The sequence below is a fragment of the Plantactinospora alkalitolerans genome, from assembly GCF_015690345.1.
Lineage (GTDB): Bacteria > Actinomycetota > Actinomycetes > Mycobacteriales > Micromonosporaceae > Plantactinospora > Plantactinospora alkalitolerans.
Genome location: NZ_JADPUN010000214.1, coordinates 15,338 through 30,673, shown reverse-complemented (window position 1 = coordinate 30,673; position 15,336 = coordinate 15,338). Strand labels below are relative to the sequence as shown.

Annotated in this window: 13 protein-coding genes; 5 read left to right on the top strand and 8 right to left on the bottom strand. The window is 73.4% G+C overall.

Annotation, left to right across the window (positions count from 1 at the left end; translation table 11 throughout):
• Positions 1–12 precede the first annotated feature (12 nt).
• Genes I0C86_RS24115 through I0C86_RS24105 form a run of 3 tightly spaced genes read left to right on the top strand, consistent with a single transcriptional unit; the run spans position 13 to position 4,384 of the window.
• Complete coding sequence (locus I0C86_RS24115; protein WP_196203570.1) at positions 13–2,106, top strand: hypothetical protein; 2,094 nt, start codon at positions 13–15, stop codon at positions 2,104–2,106.
• 59 nt (positions 2,107–2,165) lie between these two features.
• The gene (locus I0C86_RS45130; protein ID WP_196203569.1) at positions 2,166–3,746 is read left to right on the top strand and encodes a sensor histidine kinase; all 1,581 of its coding nucleotides are present in this window, start codon (positions 2,166–2,168) and stop codon (positions 3,744–3,746) included.
• Entirely contained in the window at positions 3,737–4,384 is a 648-nt protein-coding gene (locus tag I0C86_RS24105) for a response regulator transcription factor (protein WP_196203568.1), read from the top strand. The genes I0C86_RS45130 and I0C86_RS24105 overlap by 10 nt, the downstream gene beginning before the upstream one ends.
• A 243-nt stretch (positions 4,385–4,627) precedes the next feature.
• On the opposite strand, the gene I0C86_RS24100 is transcribed toward I0C86_RS24105, so the two are convergent.
• Both I0C86_RS24100 and I0C86_RS24095 read right to left on the bottom strand, forming a co-directional pair.
• Positions 4,628–4,798 (bottom strand): hypothetical protein, encoded by a 171-nt coding sequence (locus I0C86_RS24100; RefSeq protein ID WP_196203567.1) that lies wholly within the window; start codon positions 4,796–4,798, stop codon positions 4,628–4,630.
• Between the two features lie 128 nt (positions 4,799–4,926).
• Positions 4,927–5,871 carry an SDR family NAD(P)-dependent oxidoreductase gene (locus I0C86_RS24095; RefSeq protein ID WP_196203566.1) on the bottom strand — a complete coding sequence of 315 codons (945 nt, stop codon included), beginning with the start codon at positions 5,869–5,871 and terminating at the stop codon, positions 4,927–4,929.
• Positions 5,872–6,096: 225 nt separating this feature from the next.
• On the opposite strand from I0C86_RS24095, the gene I0C86_RS24090 reads away from it, so the two are divergent.
• Positions 6,097–6,681, top strand: coding sequence for a TetR/AcrR family transcriptional regulator (locus I0C86_RS24090; protein WP_196203565.1), 585 nt, complete (start codon positions 6,097–6,099; stop codon positions 6,679–6,681).
• 92 nt (positions 6,682–6,773) lie between these two features.
• Here I0C86_RS24090 and I0C86_RS24085 read toward each other — a convergent pair whose 3' ends face one another.
• From I0C86_RS24085 to I0C86_RS24060, 6 genes are all read right to left on the bottom strand, one after another.
• On the bottom strand, positions 6,774–8,879 hold the full coding sequence (locus I0C86_RS24085; RefSeq protein WP_196203564.1) for a xanthine dehydrogenase family protein molybdopterin-binding subunit: 2,106 nt from the start codon (positions 8,877–8,879) through the stop codon (positions 6,774–6,776).
• Positions 8,876–9,889 carry an FAD binding domain-containing protein gene (locus tag I0C86_RS24080; protein WP_196203563.1) on the bottom strand — a complete coding sequence of 338 codons (1,014 nt, stop codon included), beginning with the start codon at positions 9,887–9,889 and terminating at the stop codon, positions 8,876–8,878. Before I0C86_RS24080 ends, I0C86_RS24085 begins: the two co-directional genes overlap by 4 nt.
• Positions 9,886–10,422, bottom strand: a complete 537-nt coding sequence (locus I0C86_RS24075; protein WP_196203562.1) for a 2Fe-2S iron-sulfur cluster-binding protein — start codon at positions 10,420–10,422, stop codon at positions 9,886–9,888. Before I0C86_RS24075 ends, I0C86_RS24080 begins: the two co-directional genes overlap by 4 nt.
• Positions 10,423–10,485: 63 nt before the next feature.
• Positions 10,486–11,844 (bottom strand): outer membrane protein assembly factor BamB family protein, encoded by a 1,359-nt coding sequence (locus I0C86_RS24070; protein WP_196203561.1) that lies wholly within the window; start codon positions 11,842–11,844, stop codon positions 10,486–10,488.
• Between the two features lie 141 nt (positions 11,845–11,985).
• Positions 11,986–13,347 (bottom strand): outer membrane protein assembly factor BamB family protein, encoded by a 1,362-nt coding sequence (locus I0C86_RS24065; protein ID WP_196203560.1) that lies wholly within the window; start codon positions 13,345–13,347, stop codon positions 11,986–11,988.
• A gap of 60 nt (positions 13,348–13,407) precedes the next feature.
• Positions 13,408–14,154, bottom strand: coding sequence for a PP2C family protein-serine/threonine phosphatase (locus tag I0C86_RS24060; RefSeq protein WP_196203559.1), 747 nt, complete (start codon positions 14,152–14,154; stop codon positions 13,408–13,410).
• Between the two features lie 64 nt (positions 14,155–14,218).
• Here I0C86_RS24060 and I0C86_RS24055 point away from each other — a divergent pair, with 64 nt between their 5' ends.
• Positions 14,219–15,250 carry a helix-turn-helix domain-containing protein gene (locus I0C86_RS24055; protein ID WP_196203558.1) on the top strand — a complete coding sequence of 344 codons (1,032 nt, stop codon included), beginning with the start codon at positions 14,219–14,221 and terminating at the stop codon, positions 15,248–15,250.
• Positions 15,251–15,336: the final 86 nt, after the last annotated feature.

Genomic DNA, 15,336 nt, shown 5'->3' with positions numbered 1-15,336 from the left:
TACCGTGGGCCGGTGCTGGACGGGCTCGACGACATCGACTGGGCGTACCACGACGGGGCCTACGGCCCGTGCACGGAGGCGCCCGACATCCTCCGGGCGATGGCCTCGCCCGACCCGGAGGTGGCCCGCGAGGGCCGGTACGACTTCGCGTCAAGCATCTGGCATCAGGGCACCGTCTATCCGGTGACCGTGGTGGCGGTGCCGTTCCTGATCGAACTGGCGTCGACGCCCGGCGTCGACATGCGGGAACACCTGCTGCGGATGCTCGGTGACCTGTGCGACCGGTACCGGGCCAACGGGGAGGACCAGCCCGCCGTCCAGGCCGCCGTGGCCGTACACAGTGGACCTCTGATGCCGCTGCTCGCCGATCCGGATCCTCGGATCCGCGCGTGCGCCGCCTACGCGGTGGCCAACTGCGGCCCGCACACACTCGACGCCCTGCGGGAGCGGTGGACCGCCGAGACCGAGCCGGACGTCCGCGCCGTCCTGCTTCCCGGGCTCGCCCTGCGCGACCCGGACGGGTCTGCCGGTCTGCTGCGCTCGGCCGCACGTTCCGAGCCCTTCGCGGTCCGGGCAGCCGCTGCCCTGGCCACCATCCGGGCCGGGCTGTCGCTGGCGCCGGAAGTGCTCGGCCCGGTCGCCGAGGCGTTCAGCCAGCCGGAGAACTGGAACAACCCGTGGCGACGGCACGACGGCGTGCTCGGCGAGATCTTCGCGGCGGTCGACGGCGACACGGCGACGACGCTGGCCGGCGGCGTGGCGACCGCGGGCGCCTCCGGGGCCCGGGTCAGGATCGCGGCGGCGTCGGGCAGCCGGTTCGGTCGGTCCCGCTCCGCCCCGGTGCAACTGCTGCCGATGCTGCGGCAACTGCTCGCCGACGCCGACCCGTTGGTCCGGAACGCGGCCGTCGACGCTACCGTGCTGGCCGGTGAGGCCGCCGCGACGGTGGCCACCGAACTGGCGGCGATCGCCCTGTCGGGCGCCGTCGCCGCAGATCCCGACCGGGGCGGGGCGGACACCGCGCTGGGCGTGCTGGTCCGACTCGACGATCCGGGCCACCGGGCCGCACTGCTGGCAACCTGGGAGTCCGGCCGGGACCCGTGGGCGCTCGCGCTGCTCGACGCGTACCCGATCTCGTTCGACCCCGCCGTCCTCGCGGCCGTACGCCACCGGTTGGCCGTCCTCGGCGAATCCGGCCCCATCCGGCCGGACGACGCCGACCCGTCCTCCTACTTCGCCGCCCCGACGCCCGAGAATGTCGCCTGCGCCCTCGTGGGGTTACTGGGGGCCTGGGGCCCGGCCGCCGCCAGCGCGGTGGCCGAGATCACGGCCGCCCTTCCACTGGCCGAGGGGGTCGTCCCCGGCGCACTCGCGGACATCGGACCGGCCGCGCTGCCGACCGTACCGCTGCTGGAACGACGGGCCGAGGCCGGCGACGTCAGGTCGGGCCACGCGATCCTGCGACTCACCGGGGACGCCGGCCCGCTGGTCGCGGCGGCCTCGATCCGACTGGCGCGGCAGCACCGGTACGACGCCTGGGAGCTGCGCCTGGTCGCCGACGCCGGACCAGCCGCCGCGCCGCTGCTGCCCGTCCTGCAACCGTGGCTGACCGGTACGACGAAGCCGGTGCCCGACCATCGGTACGACCAGGTCGCCGCCGCCCGGCTGGCGTGGCGGGCCACCGGCGACCTCGGTCTCGTGCTGCCGACGCTGCGTGCGGTGCTCGGCGCCGGAGCGGCCCCGGCGGGCGCCGCCGCCTCCTGCGTCGCGGAGATCGACGCGGGTGCCGAACTCGCACCGGAGCTGTGGAAGCTCCTCCGGCGGGGCGAGCGGCTCGGGCGGGTCGGCGCCGCCAGGGCACTGTGGCGGTCCGGCGCGGCGGTCGAGGACCTTGCCGGTCCGCTCCTGACCGTCGTCGCCGATCCGGTCACGGACGGCGGTGCCGTCGAACTCCTGGCGGAGATGGGCGCGACCGGTGCCGTGCCGAGGCTTACCGACCTCGCGGAGCGCGACGAGCGGGTGATCACCGCGGGGTTTCGCGATCCAGTGTGGTCGGACGACCGCCTGCGGCACCGGCTCCGGGCGGCGGTCTCCGCACTGAGCTGAGCCGACGCGGCACCGGGCCGGGGTTCCCAGCGGGCCGTGGCTCGTGCTCGACTGGTGCCGTGCTCGCTGTCGCGGTCGGCGTGGGCCTGAGCTTCGTCGCGGCGGGCCTGGTCGGCTGGCGGGCGCGACCCCGTAACCGGGTGGGGCCACTGCTGGTCACCGTCGGCGTGCTGTGGTGGCTCGCCAAGCTGCCGCTCCCGATCTCGATGCCCGACGGGCTCGACGTCGTACGCGGCGGAGCCTGGGCGGCCGTGCTGGCGCACCTGGTGGTGGCCTATCCGACCGGGCGACTCGGGGCGTCGGCGCCGCGACTGGTGGGAGGACTGGCCTACCTGAGTGTCGCGGTGGTCGGGATCTCGACCGCGCTGCGGGCCGGGCCGGCCGGGGCCGACGGGTCGAACCGGGCCGGTGTGATCGCGATCGTCGGGGTGCTGCTCACCGGTTCGGCGATCGTCGGCCTGCAACTCGTCCGCTGGCGACGCAGCAGCGTGACCGGGCGCCGCTACCTCAACCCGGTGTTCGGGATCGGCGTGGTGGCGGTGACGATGTTCGTGGCGGTGAAGCCGGCCCGGATCGTCGGGTGGGACGTCTCGGCGCTCACCCTGGTGCTGCACCTGACGCTCGCCGCGATCCCGTTGGGATACCTGGCGGGCATGCTGCGCCGCCGCGTGGACCGGAGCGGGGTGGCGGACCTGGTCGTCCGGCTGCACGGTGCGTCCCGGTCGGAATCCATCGAGGTGGCGCTGGCCCGGACGTTGCACGACCCGACCCTGCGGGTCGGCTACTGGGTACCGGAGTCGGACCGGTACGTGGACCTCGACGGACGTACGGTGTCGCCGTCCCTGGCCGAGGAACCGGACCGGTTGTCGACCCGGATCGACCGCGCCGGGGAGCCGATCGCGATACTCGTACACGACCGGGCGTTGGCGGAGGAGCCAGAGTTGATCGAGGCTACCTGTGCGGCGGCGGGGCTGGCCCTGGAGAACGCCCGCCTGACGGCCGACCTGCGGGCCCGGCTCAGGCAGCTCGCCGACTCCCGGCTCGCGCTGCTGCGGGCGGGCGAGGCGGAACGTCGGCGGCTGGAACGCGACCTGCACGACGGCGTACAGCAGCGGTTGTTGTCGATTCCGATGACGCTCGGCCTGGCGGAGGCCGTACTGCCCGCCGACCCGGGCCGGGCCGTTCCGCTGATCGCCGAGGCCAAGAACGCCACGCTGGGGATCCTCGGCGAGCTTCGTGCCCTCACCCAGGGGCTGCATCCACCGGTGCTCACCGAGCGGGGCCTGGCCGGCGCGGTCCGGGAGCTGACGGCACTGTCGCCGGTACCCCTGCGACTCCGGGTCGACGTTCCGGCCGGGCTGCCGCCGGAGGTGGAGACGACGGCCTACTACGTGGTCGCCGAGGCCCTGGCGAACATCACCAAGCATGCGGCGGCGGGCCGGGCCGACCTGCGGATCGGGGTTTCCGAAGGGCAGCTCGTGGTCGACGTCCGGGACGACGGCCGGGGAGGCGCCGATCCGGCCGGCGGTTCCGGACTTCGTGGTCTGGCCGCGCGGGCGGCGGCCTGCGGGGGGTCGCTCAGGGTGGAGAGCCGGCCCGGGAACGGAACGCGGGTCCGGGCGGTACTGCCGTGCGGCTAGTTCTCGCCGAGGACAACACCCTGCTGCGGGAGGGTCTCGTCCGGCTGCTCACCGAGGCCGGGTTCCTGGTGGTGGCGAGCGTCGCGGACGCCGTAACGCTGCTCGCCGAGGTGGCCCGGCACCGTCCCGACGTGGCCGTGGTCGACATCCGGCTGCCGCCGACCCGTACCGACGAGGGACTCCGGGCGGCGCGGGAGATCCGCCGACGCCATCCGGAGACCGGGGTGCTCGTGCTGTCGCAGTACGTCCGGGTCAGTTACACGGTGGAACTGCTCGGCGGGGGTGCCCGGGGCGTCGGTTACCTGCTCAAGGACCGGGTCTCGGACCTGGCGGAGTTCGCCGCGGCGGTCCGTCAGGTCGGCGGCGGTGGTTCGGCGTTCGATCCGATCGTCGTCGACCAGTTGGTCGGTCGGCGGAACCGCGACGACGATCCGCTGGGCAGGCTCAGCGACCGGGAGCGGGCCGTCCTCGCCCTGATGGCGGAGGGGAGGACGAACCAGGCCATCGCCGGCCGGCTCGACATCGCCGAGCGGACGGTGGAGAAGCACTGTACGAGCATCTTTGCCAAGCTGGCGCTCCCGGCCCGGCCCGACGACCACCGACGGGTGCTGGCCGTGCTGCGGTACCTCAACAACTGATTCGGGCCGCGGTGCGGGTAGCCACACCCGGCGGGTACGGCCAGCCCCGTCCGTCCTGGGTACTGGCACGCTTCCGGCTCCCCACCGGTACCCGCCAGACTCCTTGACGTCGGTGGCAGCGGCGCCGACGGGGTCGTACGCGGCGGAGAAGGAGACGACGATGGCTGGTCCGGTCGGCAGGAGTTGGGACGGTGTGCTGGTCGCCCGTGGCGTCGCCGCCGCGTTGACGCTGGTGATGGTCTACTACTTCTGGACCTCGGACGCGATCCGCTCCGGAAATCCGTTCCTGGTCCCCGACCTGCTGCTCACGCTCTTCGCCCTGGTGTCGCTGCTGTTGCCGCGCCGGGTGGCCGTTCCAGCGATGATCTTCGCGTTCGCGTGGGCGGCCGGGGTGCTCACGGTGTCGCTCTTCACCTACCTGGTCCGGGACCAGTTCCGGGTCGACCATCTCTTCTTGATCCTGCCGAGCATCGCGATGGCGGCGCTGCTCGGCAGGATCGCCGCCGGGGGGCGTACCGCGACGCGGACGCCGGTGACCCGGGTCAGCCGGCCAGGGTCTGGACCGACACCTCCCAGAGCCGGGCGGCGGCCTCCGGGTCGAGGGCGTGCGCCGCGACACCGGTCAGGGTGCCCGGCCGGTGCGGTTCGGCCTCGGCGCAGTTCTCGAAGTACCGGCCGCCGACGCCGTCGAGCAGGGGCGAGGTCGCGACCAGTACGGAGGTGGCGGCACCCTGCTCGGGCGTCTTCCAGACGAACGTGGCCACCCCGGCCTGGGCGCGCATCCGCTCCAGGTCCTCCTCGGTGATGTGTCGCTGGAGATTGGTACGGATGCCGCCCGGCATCAGCGCGTTCGCGGTGATGCCGTCGTCGGCCCAGCGCCTCGTCGCCTCGACCGCGAGCAACACGTTGGCGGTCTTGGACTGGGCGTACGCGGACCAGGGCTCGTAGGGGCGCTCCCGGAAGTGGATGTCGTCGAAGACGACCGGCGAGCGCAGATGTGCGCTGGAGCTGACCGAGACGACCCGGGCTCCGCCGGCCGAGGCGAGCGCCCGGTGCAGTCCGGTGGTGAGCGCGAAGTGACCGAGGTGGTTCGTGGCGAACTGGAGTTCCCAGCCCTGCGGCGTACGCAGTTCGGGCGACGCCATCACGCCGGCGTTGTTGACGAGGATGTGCAGCGGGCCGGTCCAGGAGGCGACGAACGACGCGATGGACGCCTGGTCGGCGAGGTCCAGCGGGGCGACGAGGATCCGCTGGTTGCCGGTGGTTCCCGCGATGTCCTCGGCGGTCCGTTCCCCGGCGGCCGGGTCACGGACCGCGAGGGTCACCTCGGCGCCGCTGCCGGCGAGTGCGCGGGCCGTCTCGATACCGATCCCGGACGCGCCGCCGGTCACGATGACCCGGCGGCCGGGGAGGTCGACGCCCGCCGCGACCTCTGCGGTGGTGGATTCGGCGGAGAACGGCGTGCTGATGCGGATGTTGGCAGGCATGATCTTCCCCTTCGGGTCGGCGGTGCCGACCGGGGTCGTTGACCGGTATGATTCGAAGCGGAGGCGCCTCCACTACAGCCGACTGTAATCGGAGGGTCCTCCGGTTGCCAGCGATACCCCTGACCCGGGAAGTGAGCCGGGTCACTCCGACCCGGCCGTCGTGCCCCGTTCCCGAGGGTTCGTCGACACCGATCGGGCCGGAAGAGCCCAGGACGAGGAGGAGCCGTGGCGGCCACCGGCGAGCGCCCACTGCGGGCCGATGCGCAGCGCAACCGCGACCGGCTGCTCGACGCCGCCCTCCGGGCCTTCTCCCGGGAGGGGCCGGAGGCGACCCTCGACGCGATCGCGAAGGACGCCGGCGTCGGCATCGGCACGCTCTACCGGCACTTCCCCACCCGGGAGGCGCTGGTCGAGGCGGTCTACCGCAACGAACTCGACCGACTCTGCGACGCGGCGGCCGAACTGCTCCAGAGCATGCCGCCGGACGAGGCGATCCGGAGCTGGATGGATCGCTTCATCGACTACATGACCACCAAGCGCGGAATGGCGGACGCACTGCGCGCGCTCATCGCCTCCGGCGGCAACCCGTACGCGCACACCCTCGACCGGATGACCGCCGCGATCAGCTCACTTCTGGCGGCCGGTGCCGCCGCCGGAACCATCCGGTCGGACGTCGAGCCGGGCGACGTACTCGCCAGCATCGGCGGGATCGCCCTCGCCCTCGGCGAACTGGGGCGACGGGCCCAGGCCGGTAGGCTCCTCGACCTGCTGATGGACGGGCTGCGCTACCGCGCCCCGGCCGCGCCCTGAGCGGTGCCGGTCCGGCCGCGTCCTGAGCGGTGCCGGTCCGGCCGCGTCCTGAGCGGTGCCGGTCCGGCCGCCGGCGTGCCGGCCGGTCCGGTTCAGCCAGCGGGCAGGTGCTGGAGCAGCTTGTCGAGCTGGATCGGCAGGGTGCGGAAGCGGATCCCGGTGGCGTGGTGCACCGCGTTGGCGACCGCCGCCGCCGAGCCGACGATGCCGATCTCGCCCAATCCCTTGATACCGAGCGGGTTGACCCGGTCGTCGTCCTCCGCCACCCAGTAAGCCTCGATCCGCTCCACGTCCGCACAGGCGCTGACGTGGTACGTCGCGAGGTCGCGGTTCACCCAGTCGCCGAAGCGGTGATCCAGCAGCCCCTCCTCGTGCAGCGCCATCGACAGGCCCATCGTCATTCCGCCGATCAACTGGGACCGGGCGGTGCTCGGGTTCACCACCCGGCCGGTGGCGAACACCCCGAGCATCCGGCCGACCCGGACCTCCCCGGAGTCGACATCCACCCGCACCTGCGCGAAGTGCGCGCCGAAGGCGTACCGGGCGACCTTCTCCAGGGCCGCCACCTCGGCGGCGGTGTCGGTGAAGACGCTCAGCCCGCCGGGCGGCACCGATCCCGCGTACTGCTCCTGGAGCTGTCGGCGCAGGCTCCGGCAGGCCTTGTCCACCGCCCAGCTCCAGCCGGCGGTGCCGGTCGAGCCGCCGGCGACGTACGCCGGGGGGAGGTCGCTGTCCCCGATGCTGATCCGGACCCGGTCCCCGGGCACCCCGAGCGCCTCGGTGGCGACCTGCCACAGCGCGGTACGGGCCCCGGTGCCGATGTCGGTGGCGTTGATGCCGACCTGGTACGTGCCGTCCGGGCGGGCCTCCGCCCGCGCGGATCCGACCGGCGACCGGGCCGGGTAGGCCGCGCCGGCCACCCCGGTGCCGAACAGCCACCGCCCCTGTCGCCGGACCCCGGGCGCGGGATCCCGGTCCGCCCAGCCGAACCGGCGGGCACCGTCCCGGAGGCAGGCGACGAGGTTCCGGCTGCTGAACGGCAGATCGTCCTCCGGATGCCGGTCGGTGTCGTTCCGGATCCGCAGCTCGATCGGGTCGATCCCGCACGCCACCGCCAGCTCGTCCATCGCCGACTCCAGCGCGAACGACCCCGGACACTCGCCCGGAGCGCGCATCCAGGACGGTGTCGGTACGTCGAGCCGGGCCAGCCGGTGGGTCGTCCGGCGGTGCGGGGCAGCGTAGAGGGCCCGGGTGAGTACGGCGGTCTGCTCGGCGAACTCGGTGGTGGTCGAGGTCTGGCTGAACGCGTCGTGGCAGATCGCCGCCAACCGGCCGTCGGCGTCGGCACCGAGCCGGACCCGCTGGATGACCGGGGTGCGGTAACCGATCGGCCCGAAGATCTGTTGCCGGGTCAGCGCCAGCCGTACCGGCCGGTCGACGTGCCGGGCGGCCATCGCGGCCAGCACGGGGGTGCAACGCGGACTGCCCTTGCTGCCGAAGCCGCCGCCGACGTGTTCAGCGGTGACCCGGACCGACTCGGCGGGTACCTCGAAGAGCCGGCCGAGGGTGTCCCGGACGTCGCCGCTGCCCTGGCTGGAGTCGTGCACCAGCAGTCGGCCCTGCCACCAGTGCGCGGTCGAGGCGTGCGGCTCCATCGGATTGTTGTGGTACGCCGGCGTCCGGTACGTCTGGTCGAGCCGTACCTCGGCGGCCTCGTACCCGGCGTCGAAGTCGCCGACACAGGTGTCGGTGGGAAAGTTCGGATTGACCTTGTCCGGCTTGTAGAGGCTCGGATGCCGCTCGGTCAGCACGCTGCTGTGCGGTTCGGTGTCGTAGTCGACCCGGACCAGCAGGGCCCCCTCGCGGGCGGCCTCCAGCGACTCGGCCACCACCAGCGCGACGATCTCACCCCGGTAGTGCACCCGGGGCTGCTGGAGCAGCAGGAGTTCCCGGCTCTCGACCGGCGCCAGCCGGGGCGCGTTGGCGTAGGTCAGCACGGCCAGTACCCCCGGCTCGGCCAGCGCCACGGCGTCGTCGACCCGGACGATCCGGGCCTTGGCCACGCTGGCCTGCACCGCCCAGGCGTACGCCAGGCCGTCGGCCGGATGCTCGACCGCGTACCGGGCGGTGCCGGTCACCTTCTCCCGACCCTCCAGCCGGGGCTGGGCCCGGCCGACGGCCGCCGTCGGCGCGCTCACCGGCCCCGCTCCGCTGCTGGCTCGACGGAACCCTCGGTCAGCTCGACGAGGGTACGGACGGTCAGGTTCCGGATCAGTGGGATCTTGAAGGCGTTGTGTGCCAGGGCGCGGGCGGCGGCCAGTTCCTCGTCGGCGGCGAGCCGGAAGTTCTCCTCGGTGGCGGGTTGGCCGCGCAGCGCCTCCTCGGCCAGCCGGGCCCGCCAGGGGCGGTGCGCGACCGCGCCGTACCCGAGTCGGACCTCGCGGACCAGCGGACCGTCCAGGTCGATCGCGGCCGCCACCGAGCCGGCGGCGAAGGCGAACGAGGCCCGGTCCCGCGCCTTCCGGTACGTCGACCGGCGCGCGTAGGGCAGCGCCGGGATCCGGACCGCGGTGACCAGCCCGCCCGGTTCCATCGTGGTCTCCTGATCCGGCCGCTCGCCCGGCAGCCGGTGGAACTCGGTCAGCGGGATCTCCCGGGCGCCGGCCGGTTCCAGCACCTCCACCACCGCGTCGAGGGCGACCAGCGCGACCGCCATGTCGGAGGGATGGGTCGCGACGCACTGCGGCGACCAGCCGAGGATGGCGAGGTCCCGGTTCTGGCCGTCCAGGGCCGAGCATCCGGCTCCGGGCTCGCGTTTGTTGCAGGGCCGGCTGACGTCCTGGAAGTAGTAGCAGCGGGTGCGCTGCAACAGGTTGCCCCCGACGGTCGCCATGTTCCGCAACTGTCCACTGGCGCCGGCCAGCAGCGCCCGGGCCAGCACCGGGTAGTCCCGCCGGACCGTCGGGTGCGCGGCCAGGTCGCTGTTGCGGACGGTGGCCCCGATCCGCAGACCGCCACCGGGCAGCGGTTCGACCGAGTCCAGCGGCAGCCGGGTGACGTCGACCAGGAGCCGTGGCCGGGCCACCCCCAGCTTCATCAGGTCGACCAGGTTCGTGCCGCCGCCGAGGTACGCGGCGTCCGGCTCGCCGGCGACCAGGGTCACCGCCTGACCGGGGTCGGTGCCGCGCTCGTACCGGAAGGTTCTCATCGCCGGCTCCCGGTCGCCGAGGCCTCGCGGATCGCGGAGACGATGTTCGGGTACGCCGCGCAGCGGCAGAGGTTTCCGCTCATCCGTTCCCGGATCTCGGAGTCGGTGAGCCCGTCCGGGCCGGCGACCAGGTCCTCGGTGGCCAGGCTCGGCCAGCCCTGGCGTACCTCGTCCAGCATGCCGGCGGCCGAGCAGAGCTGACCGGGGGTGCAGTAGCCGCACTGGAAGGCGTCGTGCTGGACGAAGCAGCTCTGTAAGGGGTGCAGGTCGGTGCCGTCGGCCAGGCCCTCGATGCTGACCAGGCTGCCGCCGGCCGCCGCGACGGCGAAGATGAGGCAACTCTTCACCCGGCGGCCGTCCAGCAGGACCGTGCAGGATCCGCACTGGCCGTGGTCGCAGCCCTTCTTGGCCCCGGTCAGCGCCAGATGCTCGCGGAGCGCGTCGAGCAGCGTGGTCCGGTTGTCGAGGTCGAGTTCGTACGGCCTGCCGTTGACCGAGAGGCTGACCGGCGACCGGTGCGGCGACCCGGTCATCCGGCGTACGTCCTGGGCGTGCTTTGTGGCATATGTCGAGATTACTTCCGTCTGGCCGACCGCTCAGCGGTAACGCCAGACCCGTACCTGGCCCAACTGCGTCTGACAGGCGATCACCCCGGAAGCGACCTGACAGGACGGCAGCGCGTACGGCACCGGATCCAACCGGCGTACGGCCGTTCCGCCCGGGTCGATGATGCCGAGCCAGGTCCGGATCGCGGTGTCGTTGCTGCGGAGCAGGAGCAGCGGCGAGTCGTCCTCGGACTTCCGCTCCTCGGTCCAGCCGGCCAGGTCCACGACGGTACGGCCGGTACCCGGATCGACGGCCCGGCGGACCCCGAGCTGGTCGTCGCTCTCGATCAGGTACGACCCGTGCGGCTGGAGCCACACCCGATCGCTCGTCCGCCACGCGGTGACCCCGGTGGCCGGATCCACCACCTCGACGGCGGCGCCGTTCTCCATGCACAGCATCGGGCCGCACGCGTGAACGCCCAGGTCGGTGACGGGTACCGGACGGGTCCACCGTCGCTGGAGAAGATCGGCCGAGTAGGCGGTCACCTCGGAGCCGTGCCGGAGCACCAGAAAGTCGCCCGCGACCTCCGCATGCTGCGGAACGGCGGCGGCCCAGTCGAGCCGCTGCCGGACCGCTCCGGTACGCAGGTCACGCACCTCGATACCGCCGCCCCGCTCCGCCGCCAGTACGACGGCGGGCCGGGCTCCGGCGGCCGGTACCGGCATCGCGGCGGCCCGCAGCGGGAAGCTCCACAACTCCCGGCCGGTGTCCAGGTCGATCGCCCGGCCGGTCACCCCGATCGGCGGCGCGTTGTGCCGGCCGTCGGCCGAGAAGTACACCACGTCCGAGTCGGAGCCCAGGTCGAACGGCTCGATCCGGGATCCCGGCGGAAACGTCCGTTCGGTGATCAACGCCGTCCGCTCGCCGGGCAGCACGTCCACCCGCGTCGGCATCGACCAGCGCGACCGGCCGGTCCGGGCGTCCAGCGCGGTGGTCCGGGCCGGGCCGGTCCGCCAGTCGCCGTCCACGACCAGCAGGAACCCGCCGGCCAGGGTCACCGCCGCCAGCCGGGCCCCCGTCGGGTACTCGGTGCGCCAGATTTGCCGCCCCCGGTCCAGGTCGTACGCCACGACCCGGATCCCCGTGTAGTCGGGCGTCGATCCGGCCACGAAGAGCCGGTCCTCGGTCAACTGGAAGTACTGCCCCGCGCCCAGCCGGTTCTGGTAGATCTCCTCCAGTCGCGGCGGTGCCGCCGGCCCGGCCCCACCGGTACTGAGCGCCAAGGCCCCGGCCAGCGCCAGCGCGGTCACCCGGAGCCGGCGTGCCGTGCGCGGATGGGTGGGGTCGGGCTCGACCGGTGGGTGGTAGCGGTCGGTGCCGAGGTCGATCACCGCCACCGCGCCCTCCATCTCGACCTCCAGCCGTGATCGAACTCGCCAACCCGGACGACGATCCGCCCGCCCGGTCGGTACCGGTTCGGGTTCGTGATGCCGGCCATTATCAGCCATCGGCCCGGCCCGGCGCGGTCGCGCACCGGGGCGTGGCGGCGTTTACCGGTATCGCCAGGTCCGCGTCTCGCCCAGCTGTGTCCGGCAGGCGATCACCCCGGGAACCACCTGGCAGGAGGAGAGCGCGTACGGCACCGACTCCAGTGGCCGGACGGCCGTGTCGCCCGGGTCGATGATGTCGAGCCAGGTCCGGACGGCGGCGCTGTCGCGGCGGAGCAGCAGCAGCGGCGACCCGCCGTCGAGCCGGGCCGTCTCGGTCCAGGGCGACAGATCGACCAGGGTATGGCCGGTGTCCGGCTCCACCAGCCGGTGCAGGCGGGGATGGTCGTCGGTCTCGACCAGGTGGATGCCGCTCGAGGACAGGTACACCCGCTCGGTCGTCCGCCACGCGACCGCTCCGGTGGCCGGATCCAGCACCTGGACGCCGGTGGTGTCACGCAGGCACAGCAGCGGGCCGCAGACGTCGAGGTGCGGGTCCGTTCCCTCCGCCAGCGGGCGGCTCCACCGGGGCTGGAGAAGGTCGGCCGAGTACGCGGTCACGCCGGTGGAGTGCCACACCATCACCACGCCGCCGATCCGGGCCCCGTTGCGCGGTACGCCGCCGGTCCAGTCGAAGCGTTGCAGGACCGCTCCGCTGCGCAGGTCCCACACCTCCATCCCGCCGCCCGGCGGCCACGCGAGGACCGCCGCGGGCCGACCGCCGGCGGCCGGGATCGCGACGACCTTGACCAGCGGTGGGGTGGCCCAGAGTTCCCGGCCACTGGCCAGGTCGACCGCCCGGGCGATCGAGCCGATCGACGGTCTGTTGTAGACCCCGCCGGTGGACGACATGTGCATGACCGTCGTGCCCGGCGGCGGGTTCTCCGCGTCGATCAGCGATCCGGGCGGAAAGAGGTCCTCGATGACCAGCGCCGTCCGCTCGCCGGGCAGTACCTCCAGCGGGAACGGCACCGACCACCGCCATCGCCCGGTGCCGGCGTCCAGCGCGGTGGTGCCGATCGGGCCGTCGCGCCGGTCGCCGTCCTTGATCAGCAGGAGTTCACCGGCCAGGGTCAGCCCGAGCTGCCGTTGCACGGTCTGGTACGAGCTGGTCCAGAGCTGCCGCCCGCCCTTCACCTCGTACGCCGCGACCCGACGGGTCGTACCCGGGGTGGGATCGGTCACGAAGAGCCGGTCCTCGGTCAGGTGGAAGCGCGTTCCGACCCGGAGCGAGACGGTCAGCCCTGGCTCCAGGCGCGGCGAGGGCGGCCGGGTGCCACCACCGGCGCTGAGCACCAGCGCTCCGACCAGCACCAGGGCCAGCGCCCGTAGTTGGCGCCTCCTGGACTCCGGGGGCGGGTCGGATTCGGTCATCGGGTCGTACCGGTCGGAACCGAGGTCGATCACGGCCACCGTGCGGTCCATCCGACCTCCCGCCCCGCCGGGTCCCGCCCGGCGCCGGCCCGACCCGCGTGATGTCGACCATTATCCGCCATCGACGCACTCGTCGGCCGCGACCGGGACGACGTCGGCCACCACCAGGGTGACGTTGTCCGGGGCGCCGGCCTGGTGGGCGAGCTTGACCAGCTGTTCCGCGCACTGTGCGCGGTCCGGGTACGTCCCCAGCGCCTGCGCGATGGCGTCGTCGGTGACCACGTCGGAGAGCCCGTCGCTACAGACGAGCAGCCGGTCGCCCGGCTCGGCGGTCAGCGTGATGGTCGCCGGTCGAAGTGGGCCGCCCTGCACCGCCCGGGTGACCAGCGACCGCTGCGGATGCCGCCGGGCCTCCTCCGGCGTCAGCCCGCCCTGGTCGACGAGGGCCTGGACGAAGGTGTCGTCCCGGGTCAGTTGCCGCAGTTGCGCACCGCGCAGGAGATAGCCGCGGGAGTCGCCGACGTGTGCCACGACGAGTCGCTGGTCGGCGAGGAGCACCGCCGTGACCGTGGTGCCCATGCCCTCGTTGGCCGGATCGGCGTCGGCCACCGCGCGGATCCGGTGGTTGGCCGTCCCGATCGCGTCCAGCAGGGTGGCCAGGGGATCCCGGTCCGGCTCGGATCCCTCCACCGGTGCCAAGGTGCTGATCACGATGTCGCTGGCCACCTCGCCGGCCGGTGCGCCGCCCATTCCGTCGGCGACGGCGATCAACCGGTCACCGGCGAACGCCACGTCCTCGTTGTTCGGCCGGACGAGACCAGGGTCGCTGACGGCCAGGCTGCGCAGGATCAAGCTCATACCTTCGAGCTTGCACCGAGATCCACGGCGACGTCTCTACGCAGTACTGCGTAGGGTGAGGAGCATGATGCCGGTGTCCATGGTCGGGCGCGCCGGTGAGCTGGCCGAGTTCGCCGCCGCCTGGGCCATGGTGACCGGTGGGCGTCCCCGGGCGGGTGGAGTGGTGGTGACCGGTGCCGCCGGGGTCGGCAAGAGCCTGCTGATCGCCGCGGCGCTCGACGGCCTGACACCTCGCCCGGCCATGATCCTCACCGGGACCGCCCGGGTGCACAGCCCGGCACCGTACGACTGGCTCGCGGCGGCGTTGAGCGGCCGGGACACCCGGGACCTGCCGCTGCCGCCCGACGCGCTGGCCTGGCTGGCCCAGCATCCGAACGCCCCCCGCGAGCGGTACGCCCCCGACGCACTGTTACGCCTGGCGGTACGCACCGTACGGGCGCTGGTGGGTGCGGGCCCGGCGGTGCTGGTGGTGGAGGATCTGCATGCGCTCGATCCGGCCAGCCTGAACCTCGTCGGCGAGCTGGCCGGGGCGCCCGGCCTGCCGGCCCTGCTCCTGGTGGCCAGCCGGCCGCCCGACACGGCGGTGTCGCCCCAACTCGTCGCGGCCACCCTGGCCCGGCTCTCCGGGGCGCCGGGCGCGATCCGCCAGCACCTCGGCCCGCTGCCCCGGACGGACGTGGCCGCGGTCCTCGCGCAGGTCTATCCGGAACGTCCCGTCTCGCCGGGTGTCGTCGAGGCGGTGTGGCGGCGGACCGGCGGCAACCCGTACCGGTTGGTCGAGCTGCTGGCCGTGGAGGGTGGCGGCGGGCCGGACGGGCTGACCCGGAAGCCGCCGCCCGAGCCTCTGCGGCTGCCGGTTCCGGCCCAGCCGTCGGCGGCGCCCACCGCCGAGCTGACCGGCCGGGAGATCGAGGTGCTGTCCTGCCTGGCCGCGGGGATGTCGAACAAGCAGGTGGCCCGGTCCCTCGGGATCTCGGTCCGGACCGTCACGGTGCACGTGTCGAACCTGCTGCGCAAGACCGGCTCCGCGTCGCGTACCGAGGCGGCCCTGTGGGCGGTACGGCAGCAGTTGACCGGCCCGGCCCGGCACGGGTGACCGATCGGCGTTTCCGCACCGCTTGACGCGTAGGCCATCATTGACAGACAGGCCCGGGATGCGAAGGGGGTGGTCGCGATGAAACG